Annotated in this window: 9 protein-coding genes and 2 pseudogenes; 9 read left to right on the top strand and 2 right to left on the bottom strand. The window is 58.0% G+C overall.

Going from position 1 to position 12,555, the window contains the following annotated elements; translation table 11 throughout:
* The first annotated feature begins 56 nt into the window (after positions 1 to 56).
* From ACSEXS_RS05460 to ACSEXS_RS05425, 8 genes and pseudogenes are all read left to right on the top strand, one after another.
* The gene (locus tag ACSEXS_RS05460) at positions 57 to 1,769 is read left to right on the top strand and encodes a cache domain-containing sensor histidine kinase (protein ID WP_438432150.1); all 1,713 of its coding nucleotides are present in this window, start codon (positions 57 to 59) and stop codon (positions 1,767 to 1,769) included.
* Between the two features lie 53 nt (positions 1,770 to 1,822).
* Positions 1,823 to 2,167: pseudogene (locus ACSEXS_RS05455) on the top strand (response regulator); the annotation flags it as partial.
* Positions 2,168 to 2,269: 102 nt separating this feature from the next.
* Positions 2,270 to 2,668: pseudogene (locus ACSEXS_RS05450) on the top strand (hypothetical protein); the annotation flags it as partial.
* A gap of 75 nt (positions 2,669 to 2,743) precedes the next feature.
* Positions 2,744 to 3,400, top strand: a complete 657-nt coding sequence (locus ACSEXS_RS05445; RefSeq protein ID WP_438433093.1) for a helix-turn-helix domain-containing protein — start codon at positions 2,744 to 2,746, stop codon at positions 3,398 to 3,400.
* Between the two features lie 241 nt (positions 3,401 to 3,641).
* Positions 3,642 to 4,556 (top strand): ABC transporter permease, encoded by a 915-nt coding sequence (locus tag ACSEXS_RS05440; RefSeq protein WP_438432149.1) that lies wholly within the window; start codon positions 3,642 to 3,644, stop codon positions 4,554 to 4,556.
* 37 nt (positions 4,557 to 4,593) lie between these two features.
* Positions 4,594 to 5,499, top strand: coding sequence for a carbohydrate ABC transporter permease (locus ACSEXS_RS05435; protein ID WP_438433092.1), 906 nt, complete (start codon positions 4,594 to 4,596; stop codon positions 5,497 to 5,499).
* 61 nt (positions 5,500 to 5,560) lie between these two features.
* Positions 5,561 to 7,135, top strand: coding sequence for an ABC transporter substrate-binding protein (locus ACSEXS_RS05430; protein ID WP_438432148.1), 1,575 nt, complete (start codon positions 5,561 to 5,563; stop codon positions 7,133 to 7,135).
* A gap of 210 nt (positions 7,136 to 7,345) precedes the next feature.
* Positions 7,346 to 9,484: a beta-galactosidase gene (locus ACSEXS_RS05425; RefSeq protein ID WP_438432147.1), complete on the top strand. Its 2,139-nt coding sequence runs from the start codon at positions 7,346 to 7,348 to the stop codon at positions 9,482 to 9,484.
* A 269-nt stretch (positions 9,485 to 9,753) separates the two neighbouring features.
* On the opposite strand, the gene ACSEXS_RS05420 is transcribed toward ACSEXS_RS05425, so the two are convergent.
* Positions 9,754 to 10,713: a DUF3895 domain-containing protein gene (locus ACSEXS_RS05420; protein ID WP_438432146.1), complete on the bottom strand. Its 960-nt coding sequence runs from the start codon at positions 10,711 to 10,713 to the stop codon at positions 9,754 to 9,756.
* Between the two features lie 40 nt (positions 10,714 to 10,753).
* On the opposite strand from ACSEXS_RS05420, the gene ACSEXS_RS05415 reads away from it, so the two are divergent.
* The gene (locus ACSEXS_RS05415; protein WP_438432145.1) at positions 10,754 to 11,998 is read left to right on the top strand and encodes a hypothetical protein; all 1,245 of its coding nucleotides are present in this window, start codon (positions 10,754 to 10,756) and stop codon (positions 11,996 to 11,998) included.
* 184 nt (positions 11,999 to 12,182) lie between these two features.
* On the opposite strand, the gene ACSEXS_RS05410 is transcribed toward ACSEXS_RS05415, so the two are convergent.
* Positions 12,183 to 12,554 carry a VOC family protein gene (locus ACSEXS_RS05410; RefSeq protein ID WP_438432144.1) on the bottom strand — a complete coding sequence of 124 codons (372 nt, stop codon included), beginning with the start codon at positions 12,552 to 12,554 and terminating at the stop codon, positions 12,183 to 12,185.
* Position 12,555 lies beyond the last annotated feature (1 nt).

Raw genomic sequence — 12,555 nt, 5'->3', positions numbered from 1 at the left:
GAAGAAATTCTGCTATAGTAGAAAGACCAATCCGCAAACGCTCACAGGAGGCCGCCATGCGCAAACGGCTTCGAACCCGCAGGCTGTTTATTCCCTTTTCGTACAAGATCATGATTCCCTACCTCGTGCTCGTGCTGCTGACCGACGCGCTGATCGGCTCCATCTCCTATTCCATGCTCGTCAAGTCCCGAACCGAGCTGGCGGAGTCCAGCATCCGCACCCTGGTCAGCCAGATCCGCACCAACATGGCTTACAAGATGGACGAAATCCAGCGCATGTCGGACACCTTGTTCAGCAGCCTGTCGTTCCAGAATGCCATCGTGCTTAAAGGCAACCAGCTGGAGACGATGCTCAATATCCGCGACAACATCATTCCCGAGCTGAAGGCCCCGCTCGTGCTGTATGTGAACCATATCCGGCTCGCGCTCTACGTCACCAACGATCAGTTTCTGGAGGTTACCGGCGACAGCATGACCGCGCCGATCACCAAGAGCGATTACTATGTCCTGATGGCTGGCGAGATCGAGAATTCCGACTGGTTCCGGCGGCTCGACGCCGACGACGGAGGAACCCCCTGGCACCAGATCGAGATGGACCCGGCGCTCGGAAACCTGTCCCACTTCCGCAAGCTGGTGTCCTACAACGGCGGCTCGAGTCCCATCGGCTATCTGCGGGCCACGGTCCGGCTGGACGAGCTGCTCGGCAGCGACGAGAACGCTCCGTTCGACCAAGGGTTCAGCATTCGGCTGGTCGACGGGAATACCGGAGAGACTCTCTACGAGAAGGGGACGGCGACCGCCAGTCCGAACGGCTCCTTCCTCAGCATCAAGGAGGAGGTCTCCGACCTGGGCTACGTCATCGAAGCCCAGATTCCCCATGCCTACCTGAACAAAGGAGCGGGGCGGCTGCAGCGGCTGATCGGGCTGATCTGCCTCGCCAGCTTCGCCGTCATGGCCTCCATCGGGCTGGTCGTCGCCCGCTTGTCCGGTATGCGAATGAAGCGGATCGTCAAGCAGGTCCGCTCCTTCAAGGACGGCAGCCTGTACAAGCGGATCGCCATCAGCGGCAACGACGAGTTTGTGCAGATCGCCCATTCCTTCAACCAGATGGCCGCCGATATCGAGCAGCTGATCAACGACGTCTACGTGCAGGGCCTGCAAAAGAAACAAGCCGAGCTGGACGCGCTTCAGGCGCAAATCAGCCCGCATTTTCTCTATAACACCCTGTCGGCGATCGGCAGCCTGGCGAACCTAGGCGAAGCGCAGAAGGTTACGCAGATGGTGCAAGCGCTCTCCCGCTTTTACCGGCTGACCCTGAGCGAGGGGCACAGCATCATCACGGTGGAGCAGGAGGTCGAGCAGGTGGCGGCCTATCTGGACATCCAGCGGGTCAAATACGCCGACGCCTTCTCCGTCGCCTTCGACATCGCCGACGAGATCAAGCCCTATCCGGTGCTCAAGCTGATCCTCCAGCCCTTCGTCGAGAACATCTTCAAGCACGCCTGGTTCGGCGAGACCATCTCCATACGCATTTGGGGCCGGCTGACCGAGCGCGGAATCGAGCTCGGCATCATCGACAACGGCGTCGGCATGCGGCCGGAGACCCTGCACAGCCTGCAATCGGAGGCCGCGCAGGCGGGAGGCTACGGGCTGAAGAACGTCGAGGAGCGGATCAAGCTCCGCTACGGGCCCGATTACGGCATCGCCATCCGCAGCCTGTACGGGGCGGGGACGGCGGTCCGCCTGCTCCTGCCGGCCGAGAAGCCGTAGAGCCCTCTTCTATCACCCGCATCCAGATAGACTACGAATGGAGTGAACCCTGCATGGAAGAGCTTTCCGTGCTGCTCGTCGACGACGAGCCGATCGACCTGGAATGGCTGCGCCGCCGGGTAGCGGCTCATCCGCGCCTCAAGGAAGACAAGGTTTTTACCGCCACCAGCGGCTTTGCCGCCCTCAAGCTGATGGAGCAGCAAAAAATCGACATCCTGCTCTCCGATATCCGCATGCCGATCATGACCGGCATGGAATTCGCCCGCCGGGCCAAGGAGCTCCTGCCAGGCCTCGCCGTCGTGTTCATCAGCGGCCACCAGGACTTCGCATACGCGCGCGAGGCGATTGAGATGAGCGCCTACGGGTACCTGCTGAAGCCGGTGGACGACGGCGAGCTGAACGCCAAGCTGGACGAGCTGATCGTCCGGATCCTCGGAGAGCTGGAGCAGCATCGGCTCCTGTCGGACAAGCTGTCCCTCGTGCACCAGGAGCTGCTCCTGCGCTGGCTCCGAAGCGATGCCTCCGGACAGACGGAGCCGCTCATACGCGACCTGCTCGATCCGCTGCTGGCCGGCGGCGCGACGGCGGCCGTCATCGAGATCGACGACGTGTCCTGGCGGATGAAGGAGCTCGTCGAGGAGGACCGCCGCGAGCGGAAGCGGGCCATGGACCGCTGGCTGCGGGATTTCAGCGCCGGGCGCCGGCTCGGCACCCTGCTCCCCGACCACGACTGCCGCTTCGTGCTGTTATCGGGTCTCGCCAAGGAGCAGCTGCCTTCCCGGCTGCAGCCGCTGATCGACGAATTCCATGGCGAATTCGGATACACGCTCACCATCGGAATCGGCATGCATGCATCGGGTCTCGGCCAACTTCAGGATTCCTTCCGCCAAGCGCTCGCCGCCCTCAGCATCAAATGGATTCTCGGCAAGAACCGGATCATCGAGGATGCGTCCGAATGGTCGCCGAAGACCTGCATGTCGCCCAACCTGGAAGACAAGGTCGATCAAATGCTGCAGGCGATGCTGGACTACGACCTGGTGGTAGTCGACGACTGCCTGCAGGAGCTGTTCGGCGGAGCCAGTCCGCTCGCCAGCAAGAGCGACCTGTACGATCTTATCATCCGCATCACGTCGAAGCTGCACGCCGACCTGCTGCAAATGAACGAGAACCTCTACGAGATCCTGGGCTGGGACCAGGCGCATTCCTCCGTGCTGTTCCAATTCGAGACCATGCAGGACATCGTGTCCTGGCTGCGCCGCCGTTTCTTCGAGCTGTCGGAGCTGCTCTACCTGAAGAAGCAGCGGCAGAAGCGCAAGCTGATCGACAACATCACCGGCTACGTCGAGGAGCGGCTGAACGGCAAGGTCACGCTGAACGAGGTCGCCGCCCACTTCAATTTCACGCCGAATTACCTCGGCCAGCTGTTCAAGCAGGAAACCGGCACGCTGTTCAGCGATTACCTGATCCAGTTGCGGATGAAGCGCGCCTGCGAGCTCTTGCTCGATCCGTCGCTCAAAATCTATGAAATCGCCGAGCGGATCGGCTACAAGAACATCATTTATTTTAACCGGCAGTTCAAGGAAACGATGCAGATGTCACCTGGAGATTACCGCAAAAAGCACCGGGTCTGAAGGAGAGGACGATTCGCCCCCTCCGTTTCATGGTTCAGCGGCCTTTCGGAAGGATGACAGCCTTTTCGCAGCCCGACTTTCCGGTCCGGGCTGTTTTTCGTCTTCGCTTCCGACCGGCCTTACGGCAACCGCTTTCAACAACCAAGAATAAGTATAGGTTTTCGTTGTTTCCCTGAATTAAAATCCGCTTCTCTCCTTTTTATAATGAACATCAGAGAGACACGAGAGAGGAGAGACGACCATGAACCGTTTTTGGAATGACCTGCGCAAATACCGGACCCTGCTTCTCATGCTGGCGCCGGCCGTTCTGTTCTACCTGGTGCTTGCCTACCTGCCGATGGGCGGCATCATCCTCGCGTTCAAACGCTACGACTACGGAGGCGGAATCTTCCACAGCCCCTGGAACGGACTTGCCAACTTCCGATTCTTCTTCGAATCGGGCGACGGCTGGAGGGTAACGCGCAATACCGCGCTGTATAACATCGCCTTCATCGTGATCAACAACACGCTGCAGATCGTCGCCGCCATCTTCCTATTCGAGGTGGGAGGCAAATGGTTCCGCAAGATCACCCAGTCGGCGCTGTTCCTGCCTTATTTTATCTCCTGGGTTGTGGTAGGCGCCATCGCTTACAACCTGCTGAACTTCGACATCGGCACGATCAACTCCATGCTGAGAAGCTTTGGCATGGACCCCGTGGATGTCTACAACTCGCCGAAATACTGGCCGGTCATTCTGATCGTCGTCGCCGCCTGGAAATCGCTCGGCTACGGCACGATCATGTACCTCGCCGCCATCACCGGCATCGATACCGAGATGTACGAAGCGGCCGAGATCGACGGGGCGAACATCTTCCAGCGGGTGCGCAAGATCACGCTGCCCTGCCTGTATCCGACGATGATCATCCTGATGCTGCTCGCCGTCGGCAACATTTTCCGCGGAGATTTCGGGATGTTCTACAACATGGTCGGCAACAACGGGGTGCTGTTCTCCGCGACCGACGTCATCGACACCTACGTGTTCCGCTCCCTGCTCACCACGAACGACATCGGCATGTCGGCGGCGGCCGGGTTCTATCAATCGCTGCTGGGCTTTGTGACCATCACGGTCGTCAACTACGCCGTTCGTAAATACGATCCCGACCGGGCACTTTATTAAGAGAGGAGGCTCCCCCATGAGCTCACCCGAAATCCGGATGGAGAGCATCCGTCCCCGGCTATCCCGCAACTGGGACCGCACCTTGTTCTCGGCGATCGGCTACGTGCTGCTGATCTTCCTCGCCGTGGCCTGCGTCCTGCCCTTCATCCTGATCATCTCGTCGTCGTTTACCAAGGAGAGCGCCATTGTCCTGAAGGGGTTTCAGTTCTTCCCCTCCGAATTCAGCATCGAAGCTTACCGGATTCTGTTCAAGTATCCGGACCAGATCGTCCATGCCTATATCGTGACCATCGCCGTAACGGCAATCGGCACGGCACTTGGGCTGTTCCTGAACTCGATGACCGCCTACTGCCTCACCCGCAAGGACTTCAAGTGGCGCAACGGCTTCTCGTTCTACTTCTTCTTCACGACGCTGTTCAGCGGCGGTCTCGTGCCCTGGTACCTGATGATGACCAACTACCTGCACCTGAAGGATACGCTGACGGTGCTGATCCTGCCGCTGCTCTTGAACGTCTTCTACATCATCGTGTTGAAGTCGTTCATGAACGGCATCCCGGAAGCGATCACCGAATCCGCCAAGATTGACGGCGCCGGCGACTTCCGCATCTACCGCCAACTGATCCTGCCGCTGGCCAAACCGGCGCTGGCGACGATCGGGCTCTTGCTCGCCCTCGCCTACTGGAACGACTGGTACAATGCGCTCCTGTTCGTCTCGAACGACAACCTGATGCCGCTGCAGTATTACCTTTACAAAATGCTCGGCAACATGGACGGCATGCGCAAGGCCATGATGGGCTCGGGCGCAGTCGTCACGACGGCGCTTCCCACCGAGAGCCTGAAAATGGCGATGACCATCGTCGCCTGCGGACCCATCATCATCGCTTATCCGTTCGTTCAGAAGTACTTTGTCACCGGCCTTACCATCGGTGCCGTCAAAGGATGATCCCGGTTATCAACCGGATTGTCATAGAACCGTTCATCACACCAAATAGGGGGATTTTCCAATGGGGAAAAAGAGCAAGTTGATTTCACTCGCTTCTGTCCTGATGCTGACCACCGCGCTCGGGGCTTGCAGCAGCGGCAAGACGGCGGAACCGTCGGCCAGCGCACCGGCCGCTTCCGGCAGCCAATCGGCCGCTCCGTCGGCCAGTGCGGCCGGGACGGTCGATACCTCCAAGGCCGTCACGCTGAAGATGATCTTCGTCGGACCCAAGCCGGTCGATTACGACGCCGTCTTCGGCCAGATCAACAAGAAGCTGTCGGAGAAGATCAATGCGACGATCGACGGCGAGTTCCTCGACTGGTCCGATTGGGCGCAGAAATACCCGCTCAAGCTGGCGGCGAACGAAAACTTCGATATGATCTATGCGGCCAACTGGGCCGGTTATAACGACCAGGCGCTGAAGGGCGGCTTCAAGGAACTCACCGACGACATGCTCAAGACTTACATGCCCGAAACCTTCAAGGCCATGCCGCAGGTGAACTGGGACCAGGCCAAGGTCAACGGCAAGCTGTACATGGTGCCCCAGAACCGGGGAGAATCGGTCGAGAAGCTGATCCTCTACCGCGAGGACCTGCGCAAAAAGTACAACCTGCCGGAGATCAACAGCCCGGAAGCGTACGCTACTTATTTGAAGACCATTGCCGAAAAGGAAAAAGGCGTCATTCCCTTCACGCCGGAAACGGGCGACTGGAAATTCCACAACCTCGACCGCGTGCTGATGAAGCAGCAGTTCGAATGGCATACGTTCGATCTGGACCTGCCGATCGCGTTCCGCCTCGACGATCCGAAGGGCACCGTCTTCAACGTCTATGAAACGCCTGAGTTCAAGCAGCTCGCGCTCTATTACAAGGACCTGGCCGACCACAACGTCTGGTCGAAGAACGTGCTGAACAACAAGAACGACCACCAGCAGGATTTCAAGGAAGGCAAGACCGCTTCCATCACGCATAACCTGGGTACGCTCGGATCGATCATGACCGAAATGCGACGCAACCAATCGCCGTACGAGGTCGCTCTCGCCGACGTTACGCCGGATAAGAAGAAGACGCAGGCCATCTCCACCCAGAACGGCGTCGCCATTCACGCCACCTCGAAGAATGCCGAACGGGCCCTCATGGCGCTGGATCTCCTGCAGAACGACAAGGAGCTTCACGATCTGGTGATGTACGGCATCGCCGGCACGAACTACGAGCCGGTCGGCGACGACAAGTACAACTCGACGGAAAAGACGAGCAACTACACCGGCTTCTCCAACTGGGGCTTCAACTCGCCGCTGAACCGCGACGATGCCTCCTTCCCGGCCGAAGGCACGGCGCTGACGGACAAGTGGAACGGCCAGATCTACCACTACGCGCTCGAAACCTTCGTCTTCGACAACAGCAAGGTCAAGACCGAGGTCGCCAACGTCAGCAACGTCATGCTGCGCTACGGCATCCCGCTGGAATACGGCTCGATCCAGGACGTCGACAAGGGCCTGGCCGATCTGCAAAAGCAAGTCAAAGCCGCCGGCATTGACAAGATCATTGCGGAAGTGCAGAGCCAAATCAACGACTTCCTGGCCAAGCAAAGCAAGTAAAGCGATGGACGGCGCAAGGTTGCGCTAAAAAACGGCGAGGAGGAGACCCGGTCTCCTCCTCGCTTGTGTCAGGTGTCAAGGCCTTCGTTGGCCGGATGTAGCCGGATGTAGCGTCTACCCTAATCATCCGTCTAGCCATGCCATCGCGTCACCCGTTCTCCATTCGGACTTCTTCCCTTATGCCACATCCGACAAAAGGAGTGTTCCCCCATGACCGCCAAACATCCGCCGATTAGCCCCAAGCTGCCCGCCCTGCTCCACGGCGGCGATTATAACCCCGACCAGTGGCTCGACCGCCCCGACATCCTTGCCGAGGACATCCGCCTGATGAAGCTGGCCGGCGTCAACGCCGTGTCCGTCGGCATCTTCGCGTGGTCCGCGCTCGAACCGGAGGAAGGCGTCTTCACCTTCGACTGGATGGACGAGCTGCTGGACCGGCTCGCCGCGAACGGCATCTTCGCTTGGCTGGCGACTCCGAGCGGAGCCCGACCCGCCTGGATGTCCGAGCAGTATCCCGAAGTGCTGCGGGTCGGCGCGAACCGCGTGCGCAACCTGCACGGCATGCGCCACAACCACTGCTATACCTCGCCGGTCTACCGTGCCAAGGTGCAGGCGATGAATACCCGGCTCGCCGAACGCTACGCGAACCATCCGGCGGTGCTCGGCTGGCACATCTCCAACGAATTCGGCGGAGAGTGCCATTGCGACCTCTGCCAAGACGCGTTCCGGACTTGGCTGAAGGGCCAATACGGCAGCCTGGAGGCCTTGAACAAGGCCTGGTGGACCTCCTTTTGGAGCCATGCGTACACCTCTTGGTCGCAGGTGGAATCCCCTGCCCCGCACGGCGAGAACATGGTGCACGGCCAGAATCTCGACTGGCGGCGGTTCGTGACGGCGCAGACGGTCGATTTCTATCTCCACGAAGCGAAATTCTTGAAGGCGGCAAACCCGGAGCTGCCCTGTACCGCAAACTTCATGGATTGGTTCTACGATCTGGATTACCGGGTGTTCGCCGAAGCCGTCGATGTGATCTCCTGGGACGCTTATCCGACCTGGCATGCGGCCGAAGACGAAAAGAACGTGGCCACCTGGTTCGCGTTCAACCACGACCTGTTCCGCTCTCTGAAGCAAAAGCCGTTCCTCCTGATGGAGAGCACGCCCAGCCTGACCAACTGGCAGCCGATCAGCAAGCTGAAGAAGCCCGGCATGCACCGGCTGTCCTCGCTGCAGGCGGTCGCCCACGGCTCGGACTCGGTGATGTACTTCCAGTGGCGCAAGAGTCGCGGCTCCAGCGAGAAGTTCCACGGCGCCGTCGTCGACCACGCCGGGCATGAGCACACCCGCGTCTTCCGCGACGTGGCTGAGCTGGGCGAGACGCTCGCCGCGCTGCCCGAGCTCGCCGGTACCATGCCGCGCGTCGAGACGGCGATCCTCTGCGACTGGGACAACCGCTGGGCGGTCAACGACGCCCAAGGCCCCCGCAACGGCGGATTGCATTACGAGCAGACGGTGCTCCAGCAGTATGAAGCACTGTGGCAGTTGGGCATTCCGACCGACATCGTCGGCTCGAACGACGATCTCTCCGGCTACAAGCTGCTCATCCTGCCGATGGCTTATCTGCTCCGCCAGGAAACCGGCGCGGCCCTCGACCGGTTCGTGCAGGAGGGCGGTACGCTCGTCGCCACCTACTGGACCGGCATTGTCGACGAGCACGATCTCTGCCACCTCGGCGGGTTCCCCGGGCCGCTGCGCGAGACGCTCGGCATTTGGGCGGAGGAGATCGACGGTCTGTACGACCACGAGCGCAACCGGCTGATCGTGGCGGCGAGCGCGGAGGCGGCAAGCGATAGCGGTGGAAATGGCGGCAATGGCGGAAGGGACAACGGCAACTCGGCAGCGGCAGCGAACGCCCTTGCCGGAGAGTATGAAATCCGCGAGCTGTGCGAGCGGATTCATCTGGAGGGAGCCGAGGCGCTCGGCGTCTACGGCGACGACTTCTACGCCGGGATGCCCGCGCTCACGGTCAACCGCCGCGGCGAAGGCCAAGCCTACTACCTGGCCGCCCGCGTCAGCGATCCGGCGTTCTACCTTGCCTTCTACGGCAAGCTGATCCGCGAAGCCGGCATCCGGCCGGTACTGGACACGGTGCTGCCGGAGGGCGTGACCGCCCAGCTCCGCAGCGACGGCGAGCACGACTTCGTGTTCGTGCTGAACTTCTCCGGCCGCGAAGCCGAGGTCAGGTTGGACGATGCCGACTACCGGGACGCGGAGACGGGCGAAGCCCTCTCCGGCAAGCTGGAGCTTGCCCGGTACGGGGCGCGCGTGTTGAAGCGGACGGCGCGGGGGTAAGAGGCAGCTCGGTGCTGCTTCGGCAACTAAAAACGGCGGCACGAATCGTAAATGATTCGTGCCGCCGCTTTCTTTTCGTTGCGTGGATGATCTTTGGTTATCCGCTCACCGATTCGAATCGGCCGAATGCGGGAGCTCCACCGGCAGCGGAGCCCATTGACGACCGCCATCCGTTGTCCGGAACAGATAAGAGTAATTCAGCGGATGCGGAAAATCTGCCCGTGCGATGCGTCAACCACCGCTTTCTTCCGTATGGACGGGCTCAGGATTCACCGGTTCTTTTCATAAGTGTACAACCGGTCCTCTACCCTGCTTTCTAAAAGTTCCGCCCCCGGGAGAGATTCAACAAATCGGCAGACACTGTAATACAGAGTGGGCTTGCCGGTGCGATAACGGTTGGAAGCCCCTCCATGATCCTTGATGAGTAGTTCGCACAGCACCCGTGCGCTCCGAACTCCGCGCAAGAGGTGCTGAACAGCGGCATCAGCCAATGACCCAGGTAGATGGAGCAGAACAGGACCGATGTCATCTTGCTCCAATTCCGGCCGCTGCTCGTACTCCACCGTTTCAAATAACGACGGTTGGACGATGGGCTGCTCCCATGCAGGCAGAGGAGTCGGCTGCGATTGCGGTTTCCGAAGGGATGGCCGCCGAGTCCGCTGAAGCTGAGCCCGAAGCCGAACCATCTGGCGCTCCAATAACGGCAATCGCAAATCCAGCTGCTCCTGAACATCTGGTGGAAGCGGATATAGAGAGAGAAGATCGGGGTCTGGCTGCCACCCGAGCCCTTGCTTGATCAGAATTTCGTCCTGTTCATAATCAATGGCTTGGAATCCTTTCTGGATGGCCGATACCGCCTCTGCGTCGATTGCCAAATGCTCCTTCAGATGTTCAATCCCGAACTTCCGGATCTCCCCCGAGCTTTTATGCTGGACTTGATGTTGATACCGCAAGGGCCGGCCACACTCGCATCTCAGGTCCACCGAGACCCTCCCGGCGTCGATGAAACCGGAGTAGGTCCAATCCTCCAGGAGAACCTCGATTTCTTCCGGCGATGCAGCATCAGGCAAATGATAGCCCTTCCGTTCGGCCAATACATTGGCGAACAGGGTACGTCTGCTCCGTACGAGCCGATTAATCAGGAACCCTTGCTGTTCCGAGGACAGTTCAGCCAGCGCAGCATCTCGCTCGGCGACCGTCAGCGCATACGGCCTCATTGAATCTCTCATCTCTCTTACATCCCTGTCATAAAATGAGTATGCTTGCTCGATGGATATAGCCTACCATGATTTGCCTATCCATTGCACGACAACCGCCTTTTTATCCAGCAATGAATATGATACAGTAAGCGTGCCCGCCCCTATACGGTTATCCAAAACCATCCGGCACAGCCATTCAAGCCCACAAGAGAGGATTCCTCCAAGCCCCCCACGACACTCGATTGTTTGCAGCAACGCAAGTTTTGGTTCTGGCAATCCTAGAAACGGGGTGAAAAATGTGAAAAAAAGGACATGTGTATTTGTTTTTCTGCTGTGCATCGCCCTATTCGCTTCGGGTTGCAGGCCGCTAATGCGAAACCCATCTGCAGTGCCCCATGATAAATTTTCGGATTGGCTTTGGTTCACCACTTCTGCAGACGAGCACTTCTTCCTCAATTTAAGCGATGCGCTTCAGGGCAAAGAAACCATCGTATCTGCTATCGAATTTAACAAAAAAGTGATTTCCGAGTCCTGGGTAAGCTCGCTGTATCCACAAGAAGTAAACCATGACGCCAGTATTGTGTTTTATGGCCTAAAGGGAACGGAACCAACGGTGACCCCTTTCTACTATGATCTTGCAGATCGAAAAAAACTGACGGAGAGCGAGATCATGAAGTTTCACAGGAAGGAGTTCGCACCTCCCCTTTCCTATAACGCGGATAAACAAAAATTTTCCCATCAAAATAGGGATGGTTCCTTCTCCAAATTACAATTGGATTTGAATGACCAAGTTAAGGGAAGTTTATTCCGAATGGTTTATTCTCCCGACCATAGTAAAATGGCTTATCAAGGAGAAGATGCGGAACATGTGAAATATCTCCTTATCTATGACTTGGATAATAACGCCATCATCGATCATGTGAGAATCGGGAAGGATTTATCCGAACGAGACTGTTCCTTCTATATCTCCCAGTGGCACGACAACAACTCCATTTTTTTAACGATTAATCATGAGGCGTACCAATACCATTCAGACACCAAGCGGCTCGTCTCTCTCGGGGAGTATTTGTTCTACCCGATGTTGACCCCTGATGGAAATTATCTGGTTTATTCGAAACCAAATGGGTCCGTTTCCGAAGATGAAGTATTAACGAGCCTGTCCGATTACGGCGAAACCGGATTGTTTCTAAAATCAATCCAACCGGGAGCAACTCCAATCAAGTTATTGGATCAGGACAATAATCAAATGGCGGATCAGGATATTTATCCTCGCCAAATTCTGCATACGAAGACTCATTTTGAAATCAGCCATTGACCATCCTTTCATACATCGAAATCAGTCCCTTCCTACACACTCCATCTCCCCAAGAAAGCGATAATAAAAACACCCCCAGAAAAGCGGAAAATGTCTCTCGGCATTCCCCGTCTTCTTAAGGGTGCTACTATATAGATTGAACTTTTTAGTAACGCCTGCGCAGATGGAAGTCATTCCTTTGGGATTACCTGGATAAAGTCTGAAAGAAGTTAACCAAATTTCCGTCCGGATCGCGGAACCACATCGAGCGTCTCCCCCACGGGTACGTCTCGGGCAGCTTTACTATCCGAACTTTCTCCCGGATGCGTTCGTATTCCGCGTCGACGTCCTCCACTTCGATATCGAGCGAGAAGCCGCCATGCCCGATTCCCTCCGTACTGCCCGGAGCCAGGCTTTCTACTCCATTTGCGGAACAGATGTCCAGCGAGCCGCCGTTCGGCAGCCGAAGGCAGACGGAGGTTTCGTCCCCCTCGGATTCAGCGTGCAAAATGGAACGGTAGAATTCCGTAAGCGCCGGAACGTTCACCGTAATCAGGCAAATGCCATGAAGCCTCATA

Source organism: Gorillibacterium terrae, from assembly GCF_051594785.1.
Classification (GTDB): Bacteria; Bacillota; Bacilli; order Paenibacillales; family NBRC-103111; genus Gorillibacterium.
The sequence above is the reverse complement of the archived record's forward strand: the minus strand, read 5'-3'. Positions and strand labels throughout refer to the sequence as shown.